Origin of the sequence: Streptococcus sanguinis (assembly GCF_050222175.1) — a bacterium.
In the GTDB taxonomy this organism is placed as follows: domain Bacteria; phylum Bacillota; class Bacilli; order Lactobacillales; family Streptococcaceae; genus Streptococcus; species Streptococcus sanguinis_M.
In genome coordinates, this window is sequence record NZ_CP071420.1 from 1775317 (window position 1) to 1795954 (window position 20638).

The 20638-nt window shown below is 43.3% G+C and carries 24 protein-coding genes; all 24 read right to left on the reverse strand.

The genetic code is table 11. The annotated features are described in order from the left end of the window. Positions 1-27 precede the first annotated feature (27 nt). The 24 genes from J1C91_RS08670 to J1C91_RS08785 all read right to left on the reverse strand — a co-directional run bounded on the left by J1C91_RS08670 (position 28) and on the right by J1C91_RS08785 (position 20628). Complete coding sequence (locus J1C91_RS08670) at positions 28-864, reverse strand: energy-coupling factor transporter transmembrane component T family protein (RefSeq protein WP_002910373.1); 837 nt, start codon at positions 862-864, stop codon at positions 28-30. Next, positions 857-2542: an ABC transporter ATP-binding protein gene (locus tag J1C91_RS08675; RefSeq protein ID WP_125439160.1), complete on the reverse strand. Its 1686-nt coding sequence runs from the start codon at positions 2540-2542 to the stop codon at positions 857-859. The genes J1C91_RS08670 and J1C91_RS08675 overlap by 8 nt, the downstream gene beginning before the upstream one ends. 9 nt (positions 2543-2551) lie before the next feature. After that, positions 2552-3313, reverse strand: a complete 762-nt coding sequence (locus J1C91_RS08680) for a nucleoside phosphorylase (protein WP_009659944.1) — start codon at positions 3311-3313, stop codon at positions 2552-2554. A 218-nt stretch (positions 3314-3531) separates the two neighbouring features. After that, positions 3532-3792: a SemiSWEET family transporter gene (locus tag J1C91_RS08685; protein WP_002898091.1), complete on the reverse strand. Its 261-nt coding sequence runs from the start codon at positions 3790-3792 to the stop codon at positions 3532-3534. A 180-nt stretch (positions 3793-3972) separates the two neighbouring features. Further along, on the reverse strand, positions 3973-4890 hold the full coding sequence (locus J1C91_RS08690) for a DUF4299 family protein (protein WP_125439158.1): 918 nt from the start codon (positions 4888-4890) through the stop codon (positions 3973-3975). A 294-nt stretch (positions 4891-5184) separates the two neighbouring features. Beyond that, positions 5185-5544, reverse strand: coding sequence for a TfoX/Sxy family protein (locus J1C91_RS08695; protein WP_125439156.1), 360 nt, complete (start codon positions 5542-5544; stop codon positions 5185-5187). A gap of 9 nt (positions 5545-5553) precedes the next feature. Continuing rightward, positions 5554-5967 carry a VOC family protein gene (locus J1C91_RS08700; RefSeq protein WP_125405500.1) on the reverse strand — a complete coding sequence of 138 codons (414 nt, stop codon included), beginning with the start codon at positions 5965-5967 and terminating at the stop codon, positions 5554-5556. A 56-nt stretch (positions 5968-6023) separates the two neighbouring features. Next, positions 6024-6827 carry a helix-turn-helix transcriptional regulator gene (locus tag J1C91_RS08705; protein ID WP_125439154.1) on the reverse strand — a complete coding sequence of 268 codons (804 nt, stop codon included), beginning with the start codon at positions 6825-6827 and terminating at the stop codon, positions 6024-6026. A 238-nt stretch (positions 6828-7065) separates the two neighbouring features. Continuing rightward, the gene (locus J1C91_RS08710) at positions 7066-8052 is read right to left on the reverse strand and encodes a rhodanese-related sulfurtransferase (protein ID WP_002910385.1); all 987 of its coding nucleotides are present in this window, start codon (positions 8050-8052) and stop codon (positions 7066-7068) included. Positions 8053-8193: 141 nt separating this feature from the next. Further along, on the reverse strand, positions 8194-8682 hold the full coding sequence (locus J1C91_RS08715) for a DUF6773 family protein (RefSeq protein WP_002910386.1): 489 nt from the start codon (positions 8680-8682) through the stop codon (positions 8194-8196). A 14-nt stretch (positions 8683-8696) separates the two neighbouring features. After that, the gene (locus tag J1C91_RS08720) at positions 8697-8894 is read right to left on the reverse strand and encodes a helix-turn-helix transcriptional regulator (protein WP_002896268.1); all 198 of its coding nucleotides are present in this window, start codon (positions 8892-8894) and stop codon (positions 8697-8699) included. Then, positions 8878-9075, reverse strand: coding sequence for a hypothetical protein (locus J1C91_RS08725; protein WP_002896269.1), 198 nt, complete (start codon positions 9073-9075; stop codon positions 8878-8880). The genes J1C91_RS08720 and J1C91_RS08725 overlap by 17 nt, the downstream gene beginning before the upstream one ends. 134 nt (positions 9076-9209) lie before the next feature. After that, positions 9210-9752: an ECF-type riboflavin transporter substrate-binding protein gene (locus tag J1C91_RS08730; protein WP_002900998.1), complete on the reverse strand. Its 543-nt coding sequence runs from the start codon at positions 9750-9752 to the stop codon at positions 9210-9212. An 11-nt stretch (positions 9753-9763) separates the two neighbouring features. Next, complete coding sequence (locus tag J1C91_RS08735; RefSeq protein ID WP_002896272.1) at positions 9764-10609, reverse strand: SAM hydrolase/SAM-dependent halogenase family protein; 846 nt, start codon at positions 10607-10609, stop codon at positions 9764-9766. A 31-nt stretch (positions 10610-10640) separates the two neighbouring features. Beyond that, positions 10641-11234, reverse strand: coding sequence for an MptD family putative ECF transporter S component (locus tag J1C91_RS08740; RefSeq protein WP_125439152.1), 594 nt, complete (start codon positions 11232-11234; stop codon positions 10641-10643). 16 nt (positions 11235-11250) lie between these two features. Then, the gene (locus tag J1C91_RS08745) at positions 11251-12633 is read right to left on the reverse strand and encodes a M20/M25/M40 family metallo-hydrolase (RefSeq protein ID WP_125439150.1); all 1383 of its coding nucleotides are present in this window, start codon (positions 12631-12633) and stop codon (positions 11251-11253) included. A 116-nt stretch (positions 12634-12749) separates the two neighbouring features. Beyond that, a complete protein-coding gene (locus J1C91_RS08750; RefSeq protein ID WP_048772603.1) occupies positions 12750-13577 on the reverse strand; it encodes an amino acid ABC transporter substrate-binding protein in 828 nt (275 codons plus the stop codon). Positions 13578-13692: 115 nt separating this feature from the next. Then, the gene (locus J1C91_RS08755; protein WP_048772601.1) at positions 13693-14838 is read right to left on the reverse strand and encodes a M20 peptidase aminoacylase family protein; all 1146 of its coding nucleotides are present in this window, start codon (positions 14836-14838) and stop codon (positions 13693-13695) included. 112 nt (positions 14839-14950) lie between these two features. Further along, the gene (locus tag J1C91_RS08760; protein ID WP_185761342.1) at positions 14951-16057 is read right to left on the reverse strand and encodes a DUF4352 domain-containing protein; all 1107 of its coding nucleotides are present in this window, start codon (positions 16055-16057) and stop codon (positions 14951-14953) included. 123 nt (positions 16058-16180) lie between these two features. Then, positions 16181-16897, reverse strand: a complete 717-nt coding sequence (locus J1C91_RS08765) for a YebC/PmpR family DNA-binding transcriptional regulator (RefSeq protein ID WP_002901009.1) — start codon at positions 16895-16897, stop codon at positions 16181-16183. Positions 16898-17164: 267 nt separating this feature from the next. Then, on the reverse strand, positions 17165-17530 hold the full coding sequence (locus J1C91_RS08770) for a hypothetical protein (RefSeq protein WP_185761345.1): 366 nt from the start codon (positions 17528-17530) through the stop codon (positions 17165-17167). A gap of 226 nt (positions 17531-17756) precedes the next feature. Continuing rightward, positions 17757-18560 (reverse strand): DUF6612 family protein, encoded by an 804-nt coding sequence (locus J1C91_RS08775; protein ID WP_125439148.1) that lies wholly within the window; start codon positions 18558-18560, stop codon positions 17757-17759. 206 nt (positions 18561-18766) lie between these two features. Then, on the reverse strand, positions 18767-19861 hold the full coding sequence (locus tag J1C91_RS08780) for a nucleotidyltransferase (RefSeq protein WP_125439146.1): 1095 nt from the start codon (positions 19859-19861) through the stop codon (positions 18767-18769). Further along, complete coding sequence (locus J1C91_RS08785; protein WP_125439144.1) at positions 19858-20628, reverse strand: hypothetical protein; 771 nt, start codon at positions 20626-20628, stop codon at positions 19858-19860. The genes J1C91_RS08780 and J1C91_RS08785 overlap by 4 nt, the downstream gene beginning before the upstream one ends. Positions 20629-20638: the final 10 nt, after the last annotated feature.

Below are 20638 nucleotides of genomic sequence, written 5' to 3' on the forward strand. Positions count from 1 at the left end.
TATTAAACGAAGTTCACACACTTTATCCTACCTCCACGGATTGTAAAATCGGCCGTGATTGACTGCGAAGAGGACAAAGCAGAGCAATAGAAAGGCGACTGCCAGTGTCAGCACCAGCATATCTCGTTTGCTTAGAGCCTGATAGGTATACCAAGTCCGTTTTTTATTCTTGCCGAAACGGCGCAGCTCCATGGCTGTGGCAATGGTATTGATGCGCTCTAGCGAGCTGAAAATCAGCGGAATAATAATCTGCAGATTTCCCTTTACGCGCTGAGCCAGTTTGGCTTTCTTGGATAATTCCTGCCCACGCGCTTCCTGAGACATCCTGATCAGGAAAAACTCTTCCTGCAAATCTGGAATATAGCGGAGCGTCAGACTGACCGCGTAAGCAATTTTATAGGAAATACCAAGCTGATACAGGCTGGAAGCAAACTGACTGGGATGGGTTGTCATGAGGAAAATCACTGCCAGAGGTATGGTCGAAACATACTTGAGCAAGAGATTAAAGAGGTAGAACAGCTGCTGAGCTGTGAGATTATAAGCTCCCCATCCAGTCCAGAGGACATCTTTGGCTCCGTAGATATCGACACCATACTGAGGCGCAAAAAGATAGACCATCACTAAGTTAAGAGCAGCAAAGGATGCCGCAAAGACTAAAACAAATGAAATATCACGGATGCGGATACGGGACAGCCGAAAGAGGCAGAGGGACAGCAGGGCTAGCCCCAGCAAAAAGCGAGTATCATAGCTGATCATGGCTGCCACTGATACCAGAACGAAGAACAGCATCTTGCTGGCACCGGACAGACCATGAAGAAACGTCTCGCCTGCATGGTAGCCGATTAATTTTCGCTGATTAAGCATGCTTGTCCTCCTTTTCTCGCATATAAAACTCAGTCAAAGCCAGAGGGTCGGCACCAATCTTCTCAGCCAGAGCAAAGATTGACGTTTCCTTTAGATGAGCCGCCGCAATCAACTCTTGATCTGTCAGCACCTGAGCAGGCGCCTTATCGGCTAAAATCTGACCATCCACCACAACTACTGCCCGATCTGAATAATCTAGCATCAGCTGCATATCGTGGGTAATCATGATAATCGTATGTCCCTGCTGGTTGAGCTCGTCTAGAAAGTCCATCATCTCTGTATAATGGCGCTGGTCCTGGCCAGCTGTCGGTTCATCCAAGAGGATAATCTCCGGATTCAGCACCAAGATAGACGCAATAGTTACCCGCTTCTTCTGGCCAAAAGACAGGGCCGAAATCGGCCAACTACGGAATTCATAGAGTCCACAGGTCTTGAGAGCCGCATGGACCCGCTCTTCGATTTCCGCTTCTGCCAGTCCGCGCAGGCGCAAGCCTAAGGCCACTTCATCAAAAATCATGGCTGCCGAAATCATCTGATTGGGATTCTGCAGGACATAGCCAATCCGCTCAGCTCGCTCCTTGATGGAGTCTCCTTTGATATCCTGACCTTTCCAGCTATAGCTCCCCACAGTCTCGATAAACTGACAGAGGGCCTTGGCCAGGGTTGACTTACCAGCTCCATTTTTACCAACGATAGCTATCCGCTCACCCTTGAAAATCTTCAGGCTGATATCTTGCAATATAGGCTTGCCGCCGCTCTGGTAAGCAAAGGACACATGCTCCAGTTCCAGTAAGGGCTCCTGAGGCTCTTTGTCAGAGTCAGACCAATCTCTGCCTTCAAAGGTCACATCTGCCAGCTGCAACTGATCCAATCGGGACAATCCTTCAGTCTTTTCCACTTCAACGCCCAGCTGGCGCAGGGTCGTAATGTAGAGCGGTTCGCGGATGCCATTTTCAGCTAGCAGCTGGGTTCTGAGCAGGTCATCCGGCTGTCCATTAAAGAGAATGCGTCCGTCATTGACCAGCACCAAGCGGTCTACTGGCTGGTAGAGAACATCTTCTAAACGATGCTCGATAATCAGAGTCGTCGTTTCCGTCTCCCGATGAAGCTGGTCAATCAAATCAATGGTATCCTGACCTGACTTGGGATCCAGATTGGCCAAGGGCTCGTCAAAGAGCAGAATAGGACTCTCGTCAATCAAAACTCCAGCAAGACTGACGCGCTGCTTTTGACCGCCTGATAAATCCTGGGGTCGATGCTGTAAAAGCTCTGATAAATCCAGCTTCTCTGACCAGGTTTTGACTTTTTCGCGCATAAGCGATAGCTCCATGACATCATTTTCCAGCGCAAAGGCCAAATCTTCTGCTACGCTAAGCCCGATAAACTGGCCATCCGTGTCCTGCAAAACCGTGCTGACAAGATTAGACTTATCATAAATGCTGGACTCAAAAGCCGGCTGACCCTTAATCAAGAGCTGGCCGCCAGCCTCTCCTTTATAAATGTTAGGAATAATTCCATTGAGACACTGGCCAAGCGTTGACTTGCCAGAGCCAGACGGTCCGACAATCAGAACCTTTTCCCCCTCATAGATAGTCAGATTGATATTCTTGAGGGTTGGCTCAGACTGGGCCTGATATTGAAAGCTAAAGTCTTCAAATTGGATAATTGGTTTTTTCATCTTATTTCTCTATAGTGCCAGAGCGATTTGAATCGCTAGATTGGCAATTTTATCTTTTTCGTCTAAGTCTGCATGATTGGCCAGGTTGCGCATATCCCAAGCTTCCTCAGACAAGTGGTCGGCTGCATAAAAGAACTGGCAGACGGATATCTCTCGAAAGGCTGCCAAAGCCGCTACAGCTGAGCATTCCATATCCACACAGATAGCTCCCTCAGCCTTTCTCAGGCGAAGTTTAGCTGGCGTCTCACGATAAATGCCGTCTGTCGTCCAGACCTTGCCCTTGCTGTGGGAAATACCACGCTCATCCAGAAAAGCCGTCAAAAAATCTTTCAAGCCAAGATTGACTTCCTGCTCACGGCTAGCTGGCTGGTAGTGATAACTAGTCCCCTCATCACGCAGGGCCTCCGTCGGGATAATGACGGACGTTTCCTTAATCTCCTCATCCAAGATGCCACAAGTACCGAAAAGCACCAGCTTCTTCATGCCAAAAGCAATCATGTCTTCCAGAATAGCTACACAAGCCGAAGCTCCAACCGGGGCATTGAAGAGAGCCAGTTCTCGTCCATCCGCGAAAATACGATAGATAGGAATTTCAATATTTGCCATGCTGGTTGTCGTAATCAGCTCATGCTCAAAATCCGCTAGCATCCGAGCAAAAGTCTCTCTGGCAAAGCAAGAGACAGCCGTCTCCGGAAAGTCTTCTATAGATTCATTCAAATCTTCCGGATTGATGATGGCCTTGCGATTGTTGTCAAATTCTTCAAGTATCATAGGCGCGCTCTTATCCCTTTCTTCCTAATGAAACAGCCAGCAATTCTCTGCTGACTTCATCTTACCATTGTATCATAAAAAGGCGGTCTGCTGAACGCTGCCTGCATATTTTCTACATAGCCAAAGCCATAGGCAGACTCTATAGCCACAAATGACGTGAATACTTTGTCCAATGATTTTCCAAGAAAAAAAGACTGGGAATAACTCCCAATCTCATCTTACATAAGGGCTGTAGCAGCAGTAATCAAGCCAAATACGATGCCTGGCATATTAGCCGCTGCCAAAGGAATGTCCCGCTTCTCTTTAAATAGACCATAAATGACCCAGAGAGTACAGTTTAGAGCAGCCACTGAAGGCTGGATAAAGTCACCCTTATTACCAGCTAGATTATTCATAATCTGTGGAATATAGGAAACATACATCATAACAGACATAAAAGTAGCCACCCAGCCCAAGATTAGCATGTGTTTTTCTTTCATTTCGTTCTCCTTTTTATAAAACTGACCTCTATTCTATAGCTTCTTTTTGAAATTTTCAAGATATTTTCAATAATGTTATCAAAAAGAAAAGAGTCACAAAATTGTGAGAACTGCTGACAGACCTTAAAAAGCCGCCTTTTGGCAGCTCTGTTAAGATTCAAAAAGTAAATTTTCCTAGCACTAAAACTTCGGTTCTCCATCGGGAAGTTGATCCAAAATAGCTTCCAGTTCCAGCCGATTGAGTGGTTGAATCCGGATCTGACTGGAATCCAGATAGGTGCGGTGAGTGTCTGGAATTTTCTCCAAAAAAGCCTGTAAGTCCTTTGTTGTCAAGTATTTATAGCCCTGAGGACTGCTGGCATCCTCTATCAGGATATGAAGATGCCATTCCATGTCTTGACTAGCACCACTCTCAACCATCTCTTTAACCAAGTAGCCCTTGGGCATGGGCTGAGTTGGAAGGACTGTATCCACTCCTTCTGCCAGAACATAAGAACCCAGATATTTCCCACCCTGATCCTTATAATACTTCGGAGTAGAAAATTGACTCTGAACCTGCTGCATCTCGGCCATCTGCCTGCCAAACTCCTCCACAGGATCTTCAGCTTTGAATAGTTCCAGAAGTTTTTCCTGCGACATGTACAAATCATGAGCATAGCCTTCAAAAACATGCATAGGCGCAGCTGCAACTCTGGCATCGTTCAGGCCATAGAGAATATCCGCTTCAAAATCAATATTAAAAATCCCGTCAGCAGTGTAAGTGGTGCCGTATTCATCGACAATATCCTGCTTCATCTTCTGAGCCAAACGACTCATGAAGAGAATAGCCCCTTTCCAGTCGCCCACCGTTGATGGTGACAAGACGCGGACCTGGTAGGTTTCCCGGTCTGGCAGATAATAAACTTCAAACCCACGGCCTGCCCCTTCCCAGTAGACAGCCAGAAAAGTTCCGACCTGATCCAAGGATTGATAAGCCTTATCGCCCTCAAGGCCTACGACCTCCAGCCCTTCCACCAAGGAAACCAAAGACAAGGGTGTTTCGACCGCCTTATAGCTAAACAAGCCCTTTCGGTTCTGAATGTAAAAAGAAATACTCATACCATGCTCCTTTCTAATTACAAAAGCCTTTCAGAAAACGAGAAAATGCAAAATCAAAACTTAATACAGGTACAAACTAGATTTTCTCCAAGACTTTTAAGGATAAACTTCATTCGCAAAACGGACTCTGGTATTAGTATAACATTTTTGGAAGAAAAAGACGAAAAAACCTGTATCCATGAAGAGACTCTCCGACTGAAAACTTCATCAATACAGATTCTAAGAATATATTTGAACTTCATAAAAAGGTAATGAACAAACTTCTAAGAAAGCAAAACTCATTCTGAGTACTTCTTACTTTTTATCCTGCTGCGTCAGCTCCTGATTGTAGGACAAGGCTAGCTTGATCCAGTAAGATAATTCTTTTTGTCCCTCGACATCTAAATCAATATAGCCATGATAAAACCTACCCTTCATTAAAGTCACGCTAGCACCATTTTTAGGCAGAACCTGCTTTTCCATTTCCTTACCAATGCGTACCATGACAAGCTCTTGACTTCTCGAACTCACAGTAACGGTCATCTTACCTCGAACCATAAAAGCCAAGCCACCAAACATCTTCTTCTCTTCTACCTCTTCTTCAAAAACATGAGGAGGAAGTTCAGTAGCTAAAATGGCACGGACTTGCTGGGCTAAGGATTCACTATAAGCCATCCTTCGGCCTCATTTCATCACATCCCAGCCGATACCAAAGCGGTCAATCAAGCGGCCATAAAACTCTGCGAAAGCTTGTTCCTCTAAAGGATAGAGAATTTGCCCACCTTCAGCAAGCTTAGCAAAAAGCTCATCAGCTTCTTCTCTACTGTCTGGGCTCAGAACTAACCATTGATTGGGCTGATGATTGCTAGGAATAGATAGGTCGTTAAAAATGCCTACATCCTCACCATTCAGGGTCAAGTTTTCCGTATCTAAGGCAATCCAGGCAATCTTATCCCGTTTTTCTGCAGGAAGGTCTGCTGGATCCATCATCTCACTGGCTCGGACAAGTCCCTTTATCTCTATCTGAAAAAGATCTGCATAAAAACGAAAAGCTTCTTCGGCCTGACCATTAAAACTTAAAAACACGTCTAATTTCATTATTGTTCCTCCAATTTTTTATAGCTGAGAATAAATCTCTAGTATCAGTTTATCAATTAAGATAAAAATTTTCTTATTCTCAATTGCGCTTGTTTGGCTAGGGAACGCATGATTAAAACTGGAAGATTAACTGTAATAGGTGGATCGCTGGGCAAGGGCCTGCGCATGATGATTTCCTCCTGATAGATGCTATCGCCTGAAAAAGTGAGAGGCTCATCGCTGCCCCAGCGAAAGTTATTCTTCAAGACATAGTTTTTGGACAGGCGTAAATCCTCCAGCAATTCACAGGCCAAAAGATAGTAGTGGCCATCGGGTACATTTTCAAAAGTAAACTGTCTCTCCTGACTCAGTGCTACTCCGATAATCGGCTCTTCTTTGGGAATGCGGGTTTTAAAAAGCCCGACACAGCTAAGGCGTGGTTCATAGCCCTCAGGATAAGATAACTCTACGGTCAATCGATTGCCACTTTTACAGTCGGGATCCTGATGTAACAAAGCTCCCTTCTCATCTAACTGTTTGATCATAAAATCATAAGCCTTGGTTGATTCTTGATAGTATTTTTTAGGAGAAAGTCCAGTATGCCGCTTAAACGTATTGGAAAAACTGCCCAGACTATCATAACCGGCTTCCATAGAGGTCTCGGTCACATTTTGACGCCTTTCTACAATCTCCTGAATCCCTTTTTCCATCTTAAGAGCTTCCATATATTGCTTGATAGAAAAACCCATCCTTTTCTTGAAAGTTCTGGATAGATGGGATGGACTATAATGGAAATGATGAGCCAAATCGGTCAGACTCAGCTCTTCATCTGCATGCTGACGCAGATAGGCTGCCACTTCTTCCATGATAGCTTTAGACATAGACTTGCTCCTTTCCCATTTATTTAAGCTCATTATATCACATCAAAAAGAAAGGACAAAAAATCAAAATCGCAGAAAGAAAAGCAGAAAGCAAGTAATACTCCGCGAGATGCCCCAAGAATCGGCGGAAACAGTCTACTTTCCCAAATCTCTGTCCAACAAGACTTTTACCTGTAAATAAATGATAAAAAAACTTTAGACGCTTGAAACATCCAAAGTTTTTATCTTTACTATGCGATTACTGAGCTACCAATGTTTCCAAGCTTTCTCCAATCGCAGCCAAACGCTCCATCACTTCTGCCTGGCTCAAGCCATTTTCAGCCACATAGCGATTGCGAGGGTGAACGCGGCATTCGTGAGAACAGCCACGGAGGTACTTGTCTTCATTTTCTTCTGAAGTCAGGATGCGGCGGTTACACTCCGGATTGCCACAGTTGACATAGCGCTCGCAAGGAGTACCGTCAAACCAGTCTTTCCCAATCACAACTGGATTAACATGGTTGATATCAACCGAGATACGCTCATCAAAGACATACATCTTGCCGTCCCAAAGCTCACCTTGAACTTCTGGATCCTTGCCGTAAGTCGCGATACCGCCATGAAGCTGACCAACATCCTTGTAGCCTTCACGAACCATCCAGCCTGAGAATTTCTCACAACGAACACCACCGGTACAGTAAACAACCACGCGCTTGTCCATGAACTTCTCTTTGTTATCACGGACCCATTGCGGCAATTCGCGGAAGTTGCGGATGTCTGGACGGATGGCTCCGCGGAAGTGGCCTAGATCGTACTCGTAGTCGTTACGAGTGTCTAAGACAACAGTGTCTTCGTCCAAAAGGGCTTCCTTAAATTCCTTAGGTGACAGGTAAGCTCCTGTCGTCTCCAACGGGTTGATGTCATTGTCAAAATCATTGTCTTCCAAGCCCAAGTGCACAATTTCCTTCTTGTAGCGAACAAACATTTTCTTGAAGGCTTGCTCATTTTCTTCGTCAATCTTGAACCAAAGGTCTTCCATGCCCGGAAGGCTGTGCACATAATCCATGTATTTTTGAGTGGTTTCATAATCACCAGAAACCGTTCCATTGATTCCCTCATCTGCTACTAGGATGCGGCCTTTAAGACCAATGGACTTACAGAAGGCCAGATGATCAGCTGCAAATTTCTCAGCATTCTCAATCGGAACATATTTGTAGTAAAGTAGGACGCGAATATCTTTTGCCATAAGATTTCAACTCTCTTTTCTCTATAAAATTTTCTGAATTTTTTAATTCATCTATTTATTATAACCTGATTGAAAAAACTGGGCAAAATATTTGTTTGAAAAATAGCAGAGCTGGAAAGTTTAAGCGAGAAGGACAAGTTATCACTCTTCTTCCAATTGATCCAAATACTTCTCAAAGCGCTTTTTCTGCCATTTATTTATATACTCCAAGAAAATATTGACCAGCAGCATAAAGGGAAAGTGAATGACAAACGTAATAAAAATAACAAATAGAAACATGGGGTGAAAAACACTGTTATGATAAATAACATGATTCAGTTGGAAATTCTGGCAGGCAATCAAAAGAGTTAGAGACCCCGTCCAAGCTGCTATACCCCAAATAGTCAGACTGAAACTATTGTAATAATTGGCTCCCAGATACTGAGCCCGAAAGAAGAAATATAAGCAGGCGATAATGATCAAAACCAAGAAGGGCTGATAGTGAATAGCTCCAGCATTCATAGATACAGAACCAGCATATAGGGCTAAACCACCATACAACAAAAGACTAAAAGCCTCCATACCGGCCTTGTTGACAAGCTGCTCTTCCCGCTCGTCCAAGATCTGTCGTTTAATAAGTTTAATTTTCATGACTAGTCCTTTCTCTATTCAATCCAAAACAATTGATCCAGCGTCTTATTGAGACATTTGCAAATCGCTAAGCATAAACTGAGACTGGGATTGTACTTACCTGCCTCAATCAGGCCAATGGTCTGGCGGGTCACTCCGATAGCATCTGCCAAGTCCCCCTGGGTCATATCATGCTCAGCTCGTGCCATTTTTAGTCTAAGATTTTTTGCCATGGTCATCATCCTTATCATTTTTCTTCTTTGTTGCTATGCCTAAAAGTGCACAACCAATTGTAATATCACTGCCAGCAAAAATAAGAAAAGTCTGATTTTGATTGTTCAGTCCTATAACCAAAAAAATGATACCCAAAACAAGCCAAATAAGTGGTGAATATATATTTTTGATGTTTTTCATATCGCTTCTCCCTTCATTTTTATAAGTCTATTATACAATATATTTTAAATAATGCAATATATAAATTACATTTTGTTTTTTATTTTGTACAAAAAAGATTGGGAATTCTCCCAATCTTTCAATTTTTGATGTAATCAATCCTTTTTCAGACTTCCTGCGCGGGTGCGGGTGCGAGCGTAAGCAGTCAGCAAGACTGTACCGATGACTGCTACTGTCGCAGAATTCACCAGAATTGCTACAATACTTTGAGCAATAACCTTATTGACCGGCTCACCAGATACAATCACGTCACCAATCGGGCCGATTAGCCAAGCGATTGCATTGGCTCCAAACTGAATCAAGTTAAAGCGGATAATATCCTTGACTTCAAATTTTCCTTCTTCCACTTGGAAGAATTTTCTAAAGAAGCCAACCAATAGACCGAAGACCCCGCTGCCAGCAATCCAGAACCACCAAAGTCCGCCGCCACTCATAGCGTCTTTAATGGCATGGCCAATGAAGCCCATCAGGAAACCGACGATTGGTCCAAAGATGACGCTAAAAAGAGCTTGCAGAGGGTATTGGAGCTGAATGCTGGTATTGGGCACAGGCGTTGGGATATTGATCATTCCGATGACCACGAATAGGGCAGCTCCAATTCCTGTTGCGACTACGTTTCTGATTGTATTATTTTTCATTTTCTTCTTCCTTAATTTTCAATTCTCTTGATTTCAATATGCCACTGGGCACCGACACCAACATTGTAGGCCTTAGCAAAGGAACCTTGGTTAATCGCTAAGCCAACCCGATAGAGGGAGTTGATATAGAGGATAGGCTGGCCGATGCGGACATCCGCAAAGGACTTGCCATAGGTTACTTGGTTTTGATAAACCAGCATGTCATTATTGTAAATAGTAACTTCAAAGCGGTCGCCAAATTCTGGTTTCAAGGTGCAGAATTCTTCGCGGGTAATAGAGGTCCAGAGAGAGCCGAAACGAACATCCAGGATATCAATAGCTCCGCTGACATAATTCTCCGCAAGCGTGGTCTCAACTACCTGAATTTCGACAATGTCTTCGACCTTGAGTTCTGGTCCAACCTCTTCAAAGCTGATATGGCCGCTGGCTAGCTTGGCACCTGTATAAGCATAGACATCACGACCGTGGAAAGTGTAGGAATGCTCCGTATCCTTACGGCGATTTTCCACTTCAGAAATTTCCCGAATGGCCTCAATGCCGACATGCTTCTTGATGAAAGACAGGGTGCCGTTATCAGGCGTGACGATGTACTGTCCTTTTTTAGTCTTGGCTACCACACTCTTACGCTTGGAGCCAACGCCCGGATCCACTACCGACACAAAGGTCGTTCCTGCTGGCCAATAATTAACCGTCTGAAAGAGACGATAGCTCCCTTCAAAGATATTGTAAGGGGTGATATCGTGAGTCAGATGATGAATTTTCAGAGTGGGCGATTCTTCTAAGGCCACTCCGATCATGGCTGACACGGCTCCATCTACCAGACCAAAGTCCGACTGGAGTACGAGTAAATTGTTCATGTTTTCTCCTTAGTTATATTTTCGATGATATTTAGTCTGAAGCTGACTTGGAATGTCTAGCTTTAAGGATTTTTCTTCCTAATAGGGCGCCTAGTAAAGCCCCCAGTAAAATGCTGACCACAAACCAAAAGACTAAGCTGGGTTCTGGCTTAAGCATGACCTGCCCGATATAAGCCTGAGTCTTTCCTCTAGCAAGAAGACTAGCTTCGTACTGCTTGGGTGCCAGCCACATTAGGAAAATAGGACCCGCTGTGCTAAAGCTGAAAACTATAAAAGCCAGCAAGCTTCTAACAGTCTTTTGATAGCTGCCTGACCGAGCTATAAGATCCGCTAAAATACCGCAAATCAAACCTGGTAGAAAGGCTCCAAAGCCATGTCGACTGAGCAGAAAGAAGAAACCTAGCAGACAGCCTAAGCCGCTGATCAGACCGAAGGTCTTTATTTTCTCTGTATAGAAGATGAACAGAACTCCGCCAAAGAAAGCTGTAAAAGCTGGAGCGTAAAACATATTGCCTGAGCGGTCAAATAGAAGCCCAACCAAGACGCCTAAGATCATGGCTAGGAAATAAAAGAGGTAAAAGAAGCCAGCCTGCTTCAGTTTGTCTTTTCTTATAGAGTATAGCATAAGCCTTCCTTTCCCGCTAGTCAGCTCGACGATAACTGCCAATCAGCTCCTGAATGAGCTCTATGTGAGTATAGTAGTCAGCAATTTTCACATTCTCATCTCCGCCATGATCTCGACTATTGGCATTGCCGAGTCCGAAAGCCGCCATAGGAACCTCCAAGGCCTCATAGACCGTGTGCATCGGACCAGTTCCAGCTGAAGTCGGCAGAACAGATATGCCCTCTTGGTAATAATCTTTAGCCAGTTCGATAAGATTGAGAATGGAAGGTGCACTCATGTCGCTTCGATAGCTCATCTCTCCCAAGGTATAGGTCAGCTCAACCGCTGGATAGCCATTTTTATCCAGCTGCTGACGAATCTTGTCCAAAACATCTTGTGGTTCCAGACCTGGCACCAGACGAACCTCCATCTTGGCCTGGGCATCTGAAGGCAAAATGGTTTTAACCCCTTGGCCTTGATAGCCTGATCCGAAACCTTCAATATTCAGCGAGGGCTCAAAGTAAAAGCGACGGAGAAATTCCTTCCGTTCGCCCAACAAAACCGGCAATTTCAAGCCATAGACTTGACTCAACTCTTCAGGAGTCCGCAGGGCATATTCCTCAATCAAGGCCAGCTCTCGTTCATTTGGCTCTTGAATCTGCTCATGAATGCCTTCAACTAGAATGCGGCCGTCTGGACTGCGCAAGCTGGATAAAGCATTGAGCAAATACCAAGAAGCTGAATTGATAACCCCACCGAAGCTGGAATGGATGTCTACATCTGCACTTTTGACCGTCATGTCAAAGGTAACAATTCCCTTGTTGCCGCCTGAGATTTCCAGCTGACCTAAATTGTTGCGGCTGCCTTGCTCCCAGACCAGCAAATCCGCTCCTCGCAGGTGTTTGCGATGCTTGGCCAAATATTTATCCAAGTCTGTTGAAGCGGACTCTTCTGCCCCTTCCATCATAAAGATGATATTGACCGGCAAATCACCGTGCTCTCGAATATACTTGCGAACGGCCGTCAGACGAGCGGTAATGTGCCCCTTGTCATCATCCACTCCTCGCCCATACATAACCCCGTAATGAACCGACAGTGTAAAGGGATCATTTGTCCATGGCTGGTCATCGTCTGCCGGCACTGTATCGTAGTGGTTGTAGAAAATAATAGTCTTAGCAGCAGGATTTGAAGAAAGAAACTCCGCCAAAATAAATGGAGCAGTATAGCTGTCGTCAATCATGACCTTGGCACCTGCAGCTGTAAAAATCTCTCCCAAATAGTTGGCTACTTCCTGCAGACCAACCCGCTGGGCAAAGATTGATTTTTTAGAAATCAAGGTTCGCAGCACTTCAAAATAGTGCTGGGCCACCTCGTCGTTTTCAAATTTCTTGATTTGTTCAGTCTCAGTTGAGAAAGGCATGCGTTACTCCTATTAACAGCAGATAAAGGGCTGGGGAAATAAGCTTCCCCGCCCTTATCGTATTTCTTGTATCAAAGTCTAGTCAGCCAAATGCAGACTGGACTTGATGGGATTTCTTACTTGATGTCTTTTGCATCTGGCAGGTAAGAACCGCCAAAGAATTCTTGTGATAGTTTTTCAAGCGTACCGTCCTCATAGAGTTCCTTGATTCGCTTGTTGACAAATTTTTGCAGGTCTTCCTGACCGCTTGCGATAATCGGATAGACATAAGGCTGCTGATCACTTGGAAGCTCAATCACTTCCAGATTTTTCAAGCCTTGGTCCTTGATAATAGACTCTACAGTTATGCGCTCAAAAACTTTATAGTCCGTACGGCCGTCATTCAGATTGGCCAAGATTTGCTGAATGGTTCCGTCCGTATAATTGATTTTTGTCGGATTATCGCTATGTTCCTTGTTGTAGTCCTCTAGTTGCTGAGCTGTTGAAGTCCCCTGAACAACCTCAGTAGACTTGCCGCCAATGTCATCCAGCGATTTAATCCCCTCACCTTTACGGACAACTAAAACTGTTGGATTTTTCGCATATGGACTAGCATAGAGATATTTGTTAGCTCGTTCTTCAGAGTAGCTGATATTATTGGCACCGATCTGGTAGCGGTCGCTGTCCAGACCTGAGAAAATAGAAGCCCACTTGGTCTTATTGAAATTGACTTCATACTTGTCTGAGTCCTTAAAGATAGCACGAAGGACTTCGATATCATATCCAGTCAGTTTACCGTCTTTATCCTCGTATGAAAATGGTTTGGTCGTTCCTACTGTTCCGACTTCTACCTTTGTTTTCTCTGTTTTCTTATTACTTGATGATGAGCAAGCCACCAAGGCACCAATGGCCAAGACACTGACAGCTGTCAAAGAGAAGTATTTCAAGGTTTTCTTCAGGTTCATATTTCGAATTCCTCCTAAAAAGTCTTTCTTTATCATATCAAATAAGGAGAAGCTTGACCATTATATATTTTTTATGGAGGTGATAGCTTTTCTTTATCAGCTTTGAGGCAGTCATTCACTCGACTTTCTGCCTGTAGTGCTGCAGGAGAAAGAGGGCGCTCTCCACATAGTAAGGAACGGAAACTTTGAAAGCTTCGTCGTCAATGACCATGCTGTCGTGATGGAGGTCAGGAGCATTTTCTGCCCCATTTGAGCCGATAAAGGCAAAGACACCTGGAAGCTTCTCCTGATAAAAGGCAAAATCTTCTCCAGCCGAGGATGGATTGGCTGGCAGAACCTCTGCCAGATTCCGTGAGTGCTCATAGAGCAGCTCAGCCAATTCGGGATCATTATAGGTCACTGGAGGAGTATGGTCCCAAGAAATCCTGACCTGAGCTCCAAAATTCTCAGCTGTATTCTCTACAATTCGGATAAAGTCTTCCTTGAGACGCTGCTGCAAGGTCGGATTGAAGCTGCGAATCGTTCCTTCAAAAAAGCCCGACTGCGGCAGTACATTCCAGGTCGCTCCAGCTTCGATATGAGTCACAGATAAGACAGCCGCTTCAAAAGGAGATACTGTGCGGGCCACTAGAGCCTGCAGATTTTGAATCATACTGGTTAAGGTCAATACTGTATCAACCCCCAAATCCGGTCTAGCCGCATGGCTGCTGACACCTTCTACTTCAACCTTGAACTTCTCAACCCCAGCCATCATGGCTCCAGCTTTAAGTGCCAGCTGCCCCGCCTTAAGCTGGGGCATATTGTGAAAGCCGATAATCGCAGACACATCGTCCAGCAAACCAGTCGCAAGTACCTGACTGGCTCCCAGAGAAGTTTCCTCAGCCGGCTGGAAAATCAGACGAACCGTCCCTCTCAAATCTCCTTCCATAGCCTTGAGCAGCTCCGCTGCCCCCAAAAGGCTGGTCTGATGAAAATCATGGCCGCAAGCGTGCATAACGCCTGCATTCTGACTGGCGTAAGGCAGACCTGTCTGCTCCAAAATAGGCAGAGCATCGATATCAGCCCTCAGGGCAATAATCGGCTTGCCAGAGCCAACCTCGGCAACCAAGCCCGTTTTCAGACCGGATTCTAAAATCCTAATCTCTAAATCTTCCAGATAGCTTCTTAGGAAAGCTGTCGTTTCAAATTCCTGCCCAGACAGTTCTGGATGCTGATGAAGATAATGCCGCGTTTGCATCAGTTTATCATAAAATTTTTTCATGGCAGACTCCTTTACTCGAATACACCTATCTACCATCCAGTATAGCACAAAGCAAGACGAGGGCACAAAAATAGAGAGCAAATAATCAATAATCAGCCCTCTAATTTTGCTATTATGAGATATCGCCTTCGAAAGAAATGACAATGGATTCATAAGAAAAATCACGCTCCAAGACCCATTTGCCATCTGTCTTGACAAATTTCAGCTGATAATCTCGTTCTGGGGTGAGAAGCGGCCGTGAGTCCAATCCAGCCATCATGTCATCAGCATAATTCTTATCTTGTGCTTTATAGAATTCCGAAAGATTCGCATACTCAGAACGATGCTTATCAGAAAACTCTTTACTGTAGTTCAGGATGGTTTTGCTTAGACTGACCGTTCTCGGTTTAATCTTGATCACTATCTCATTCGGCATGTACTGGGCTACTGTATAAGAAATTTCGGAGCGTTTTGCATTATTTTCCACATAGGCATCGATAAAGGTATTGACTTCCTTATCAGTAAAGGGATAGTCATGCAATTTACGTTTAAAGTCTTCAGCAAAAGCTGCTCTAAAGTCATTTTTATCTTGCTCCAAATTACCGCCTAAGACAAAATCTTCCTTGCCCTTGGATGACTTTGCCTTGTCTTTGCTTTTGGCGTCTCCACCCAAGAAAACATCATTCAGATAATCAGAAGCTAATTTCTTTGACTCTTCGACTTGATCAGGATAGCTAGAAGGATCAACATTTAGCTTGATTTCTTCTGTTTTCTCATCAGCATCATAAGTTTTCTTCTCATAGTGCAGCTCATATTTTTTATCCTTTTCAACCTTAAATACAAGATAACCAGAAAGAGTCTTTCCCTTAGCTAAATCTTCATATTTCAGTATTTTAAAGTTTTCTGCATCATCATAAACTCCGACCGGCTGGATTTTCTCACCTTCTGAATCATAAAAGCCAATGTCTGAAGAGGAAATCATGATTTTTTCATCCGTTTTATTCTTAATTTCCAATGACAAAGCTAAGTATTTTGAATCAGCGGCCCCATTGCTTGGCAAAATAAACTGGCCTTCCTTAATCTTGACCTCTACTTGCCCATTGCTGGCTGCTTTCTTGTCCTTCTTCTCCTGACTTTGCTTACTTGGAATATCCTGATTTGAAGTCGGAAGCAAGGCACAGGCAGTTAAGCTCATTCCTGCTAAAAGCAAGGTTGTGTATTGAAATACTTTTTTCATCATTGTCTCCTTAATAACTTAATAATATGACCTTTCTATTTTACCATACTTAGCTGCATTGGTAAATACAGTTTGAGACTTCTCATCACAGAAAAACCTGTAGCTCCAACTACAGGTCAAGTATCTTTAGAATCCATCTACATTCGTATAGATTTTTTGGACATCTTCATCGTCTTCCAAAACGCTATAGAGTTTTTCAAAGGTTTCGAGGTCTTCACCGGTCAACTCTACTTCAGACTGAGGAATCATTTCAAGCTCGGTTACTTGGAATTCTTGAATGCCAGATTCACGCAGAGCCACGATAGCCTTGTGAAGGTCAGTTGGCGCTGTATAAACAGTGATGCTTCCTTCTTCTGCTTCAACATCATCAACATCCACATCCGCTTCCAGCAGCTGTTCAAAGACACTGTCAGCGTCGTCCCCAGCAAAGACAATCACGCCTTTATTATCAAAAAGATAAGATACAGAGCCACTAGCTCCCATATTACCGCCATTTTTCCCAAAGGCAGCACGAACATTGGCTGCAGTCCGATTGACATTTGAAGTCAGGGTATCGACAATCAGCATAGAACCGTTCGGCCCAAATCCTTCATAGCGGCCTTCAGTAAAGGTTTCGTCAGTGTTTCCTTTTGCCTTATCGATGGCCTTGTCAATGACATGCTTCGGCACCTGAGCCTGCTTAGCTCGGTCAATAACAAATTTCAAAGCTGTGTTAGACTCTGGATCTGGATCACCTTTTTTAGCTGCTACATAGATTTCCACACCAAACTTAGCATATACTTTTGAGTTCGCGCCGTCTTTGGCCGTTTTCTTTGCCACAATATTGGCCCATTTACGTCCCATTGGAGATTCTCCTTTTGATAAATTACATTTTTAATCTTTCTTATTATAACACAGGGAATCAGAAAAATCACTAAGAAAAAATGATAGCTTCTAGAAGATTCAGCTTGCATTCTTCAACTCTTGTTAGCCTGAAATCGAGACAAAATTGATTTCAGTTTTCCTTCCATAAAAAATCCAGTCGCTAAAAAAGCAACTGGACGGTACATTCTATTTCCTGAAACTGGCAGGTCTGTCATAGCAGAACTTTATCAAAATCCATTAAAAATATCACTGATAATTTTTCACAATAGGCAAATCCGGTTTGCACCTGCTTAAGCAAGCAAAAAAATCCTCTATTCTGCCATCTAAAAAAGTGACATCTACACGAACGGACTTGCCATTATAAGGCTTGACATATAAGTAGTCTCTCCGATAGTACCTGACCCCCAATCGAAAAGAAGGCTGCCCATCAGAAGTTCTGCCCCAAGCCGGCCGGTAAAAAACACTTTCCAGTTGATTCCAAGCAAAGCTATGCTCTTTCAACAAAGCGCCTCGCACGGTCAAGCCCCACTCTGTTCCCGCAAGAACAAAGCAATTTTTACTCAGCTTGCGCCCCGCATGGACTATTGCAAAGATTTCGACTACAGCAGTCATGAAAAAAGCAAGTATAAAAGGCAAACTGAACGAGCGTATTCCTGCTCCAGGCATGGCTTTATCAATTGAAAACAAGAGCAAGGAAGCTAAAGCGCCAAAAATGATGCCTGAGACCAAGAAGACAGAGGCCAAGATGACTATGGTCAAATAGAGTCCTCTACGATAGCGAAAAGCAAACAATAAAGGCATGGCTTTTCCTTTCTCAGCTAATAGTTTTGCTTATGCTTTACTGAGGCGCCTTAAACTCATCTTCCTCTACCTTATTCCAGTCAGAATATTGAGTATCTGTTTGAACATCCAAACTACCTTCTTCACCCTTATAAGATAGACCTAGCTTGAAGTCTTTTAAGAATAAGGTCTTTTTATCCAAGCGTACTTCTAACTTCTTATCCATATCAGCCTGAGTAACACCTGTTAGCTCTAGTTTGAATTCTTCACCAAAAAGCCCCAGCAAGTCAGCGTTTTTACTGCTTAATTTAAAGATATATTCATCACCGCTTTCCTTTACAGTGACATCATCAGCCATTTGATAAAAGCCATCCATGAGTTTGAAATAATCGGGCTGAACATAATAATCTGCCCCGCTTCCCATTTCTTGCTTAGACCATGTTCCATTTTTAGAAGAACGAGTATACAAAAGTTTATCCTCTCCGCCTGGCATAATCGCTTCTTGATAACTCTCCTGACTGCTCTCTTTTCCATCTATGACTAAATGCCCCTTGGCCAGCTCATCCGTGCTTTTATCATACAGAAGATCTCCGCTCATCGTTTGAGTTTTATTGGAACCATCTACAGTGATAGATAATTTCACCTTCATTTTCATTGAAGTTAGATCTTCATTCGCAGTTTCTGCTTTCTCCAAGAGTTCTTCAATATCGTCAGAAGAAGTATTCTTTTGGCTCTCACGGGAGCTATTCTCAGTTCCACCCTGATTCTTTTGAGAATGCTTCTGCCCAATCAAGCTACAAGCACCTAAACTAAGCGTAAGCAAAGCTGTAAGGGCCATAAAGGTAATCTTTTTGAATTTCATGAGTCTTCCTCCTTTAAAACATGGATAGGAAAGATAATCATTCAATCAAGCCCAGCAATGTTTTATTGACCGAATACTAGCTTTCATACCCACAGTCAAACCACTAAAAAGCAAATCATGCTCCTTAGTGAAAACAAGTTTATTTGTTTATTATACCATTTTTTATTTACCGTCGCAAACAAAGCAAAAAGGCTGAATATTCAGCCTTACTTGTCTTTCATAATCGGAACCCGTCCAAAATTCTGTTCCCTAAGTGCAGGATTGCCTAGCTGATAGACCTTGTCGGCCTGCTGGGTCAAACTGTCCCACGGTTCCTTGCCGATACGGCTGACCAATTCAACATTTCCCTTAAGCTGGGACAAATGCTGACGCCCCTGCTCGGAAAAGCCTAAAATATGAACACCTGACGGAAGCTCTTCTTGCCTAGCTCCGACCAGGATATAGGTCAGCAGACGCCGGACCCGAGCCTTGGTATAGCGCTTGGTCGCCACCTGTTCAACTAGCTCTTCTATGGTCTCACTGCTTTTCAAGGCCACTCTAATCCTGACGGCCAACTCCTGATTGACCTGATAAAAGTCTGTCAAATCCGGACAGGTCACTATCTGGTAACGGAGATAAGGAAAGAGGTCCGACCAGATCACCTTGGGAGCCGTTTCCAGCAAGTGATGGGCTGGGGTGAATTTTTTGAGAAAGTCTGGCTGGTCCAGATTCTGACGAAGGGCAGTTGCGGAAGCAAATTCCTGATTAGCTGATAAGGAATGATAACCAGCGCCCTGACGTTGAATCGGGCACAGCTTTATAACCTTTCCCGTCACAGCCTTGGCATAGGCCAAGCCCAAGATATGATTGGGCGTAGAGCCTGAGAAATTGAGCCCTGCAAACTCCTGCCACATTGCCTGAGTCTTTTGAGGATAGGATAGGGAACCAGGCAGGCTAGACAGATAAGCCTCCATCTGCTCTGCCTTTTGACCATAGACCCTCGAAATACTCTCATAGTCCAACACTTCCTCAGTCCCAAAAGTCAGCTGTTCGATGCCCAGCCTCTCTAGGATGTCTACTGCCCCCTTAGCGAAAAAGTCCGCCGCCTGAACACTGACCAATAAAGGCAGCTCAAGAACCAGATCCGCTCCAGCTTCCAAAGCCATCTGTGCCCGAGTCCACTTATCCACGATAGCCGGCTCGCCTCGCTGGACAAAATTGCCGCTCATAGCGATAATTTTCAGACCAGAAGCCTGCTCCAGCAGATATTTGTGCCCATTATGAAAAGGATTAAACTCTGCGATAATACCGGTAACTGTCATTCTGTCTCACCATTATGTATAGCAGCTAATAATTTAATGATAATATTTGAGCAAATCACACAACCTGCAATAAACATAGGGATAATTGTATACGAATCAACCTGATTATTATTTAAATCATCCAATAAAAGGAAATAAGCCCCGACAATTAAAATAAATAATAGTATAATTGTAACAGCTTGAATCCATTTAGAAAAATAAATAGAAATATCTCTTATTATCGGTGGTTCCTTTCTTAAGATAAACTTAAGTAGATTAGGTATTAAAAGTAGAGAGATAATAGTGAATATCAAGAACATATTATTTGACAATAGTATCAAAATTTCATCATAAAATTTTATAATTAATTCCAACACTTTGCTATTAATTTTTACTGATTTTGAGTATTTAACAAAACAAAAAGCTAAAAAAATAGGGAATATTATATATTTTAACAACTCAAATCCATTTTCTTTCTCTACGTCTAATATCTTATTAAAAAATGAAATTGGATATCCCAATATCAACCTAACTAAATATAAACAGAGTAATACTATTAGAATAATTACTCCTAGCATAACCCCTAAAAATTTTTTTACTATTTTTGCAGAAAGTAATTTATTGATAAAATCCCAGTCACTTGAATATATTTCTTTCAACTTATCTATCAGTGAATTTAAAAAATTCTCTATTTTTTTTCTGTTCCAGTTTTTAACATAAAATTTAACTAAATAGAACAGAAAATACAAAATGACTAGCCAAAATAAAATCCTATCATTATTTGACATAATAAAAAGC

Coding starts and splice junctions, on each gene's coding strand:
- J1C91_RS08785 (WP_125439144.1), bottom strand. CDS start 20,628: ATGTCAAATAATGATAGGATTTTATTTTGGCTAGTCATTTTGTATTTT.
- J1C91_RS08735 (WP_002896272.1), bottom strand. CDS start 10,609: ATGAACAATTTACTCGTACTCCAGTCGGACTTTGGTCTGGTAGATGGA.
- J1C91_RS08760 (WP_185761342.1), bottom strand. CDS start 16,057: ATGATGAAAAAAGTATTTCAATACACAACCTTGCTTTTAGCAGGAATG.
- J1C91_RS08770 (WP_185761345.1), bottom strand. CDS start 17,530: ATGACTGCTGTAGTCGAAATCTTTGCAATAGTCCATGCGGGGCGCAAG.
- J1C91_RS08755 (WP_048772601.1), bottom strand. CDS start 14,838: ATGAAAAAATTTTATGATAAACTGATGCAAACGCGGCATTATCTTCAT.
- J1C91_RS08730 (WP_002900998.1), bottom strand. CDS start 9,752: ATGAAAAATAATACAATCAGAAACGTAGTCGCAACAGGAATTGGAGCT.
- J1C91_RS08780 (WP_125439146.1), bottom strand. CDS start 19,861: ATGACAGTTACCGGTATTATCGCAGAGTTTAATCCTTTTCATAATGGG.
- J1C91_RS08670 (WP_002910373.1), bottom strand. CDS start 864: ATGCTTAATCAGCGAAAATTAATCGGCTACCATGCAGGCGAGACGTTT.
- J1C91_RS08750 (WP_048772603.1), bottom strand. CDS start 13,577: ATGAACCTGAAGAAAACCTTGAAATACTTCTCTTTGACAGCTGTCAGT.
- J1C91_RS08675 (WP_125439160.1), bottom strand. CDS start 2,542: ATGAAAAAACCAATTATCCAATTTGAAGACTTTAGCTTTCAATATCAG.
- J1C91_RS08695 (WP_125439156.1), bottom strand. CDS start 5,544: ATGGCTTATAGTGAATCCTTAGCCCAGCAAGTCCGTGCCATTTTAGCT.
- J1C91_RS08680 (WP_009659944.1), bottom strand. CDS start 3,313: ATGATACTTGAAGAATTTGACAACAATCGCAAGGCCATCATCAATCCG.
- J1C91_RS08740 (WP_125439152.1), bottom strand. CDS start 11,234: ATGCTATACTCTATAAGAAAAGACAAACTGAAGCAGGCTGGCTTCTTT.
- J1C91_RS08775 (WP_125439148.1), bottom strand. CDS start 18,560: ATGAAATTCAAAAAGATTACCTTTATGGCCCTTACAGCTTTGCTTACG.
- J1C91_RS08720 (WP_002896268.1), bottom strand. CDS start 8,894: ATGGCAAAAAATCTTAGACTAAAAATGGCACGAGCTGAGCATGATATG.
- J1C91_RS08705 (WP_125439154.1), bottom strand. CDS start 6,827: ATGTCTAAAGCTATCATGGAAGAAGTGGCAGCCTATCTGCGTCAGCAT.
- J1C91_RS08765 (WP_002901009.1), bottom strand. CDS start 16,897: ATGGGACGTAAATGGGCCAATATTGTGGCAAAGAAAACGGCCAAAGAC.
- J1C91_RS08690 (WP_125439158.1), bottom strand. CDS start 4,890: ATGAGTATTTCTTTTTACATTCAGAACCGAAAGGGCTTGTTTAGCTAT.
- J1C91_RS08745 (WP_125439150.1), bottom strand. CDS start 12,633: ATGCCTTTCTCAACTGAGACTGAACAAATCAAGAAATTTGAAAACGAC.
- J1C91_RS08710 (WP_002910385.1), bottom strand. CDS start 8,052: ATGGCAAAAGATATTCGCGTCCTACTTTACTACAAATATGTTCCGATT.
- J1C91_RS08700 (WP_125405500.1), bottom strand. CDS start 5,967: ATGAAATTAGACGTGTTTTTAAGTTTTAATGGTCAGGCCGAAGAAGCT.
- J1C91_RS08725 (WP_002896269.1), bottom strand. CDS start 9,075: ATGAAAAACATCAAAAATATATATTCACCACTTATTTGGCTTGTTTTG.
- J1C91_RS08685 (WP_002898091.1), bottom strand. CDS start 3,792: ATGAAAGAAAAACACATGCTAATCTTGGGCTGGGTGGCTACTTTTATG.
- J1C91_RS08715 (WP_002910386.1), bottom strand. CDS start 8,682: ATGAAAATTAAACTTATTAAACGACAGATCTTGGACGAGCGGGAAGAG.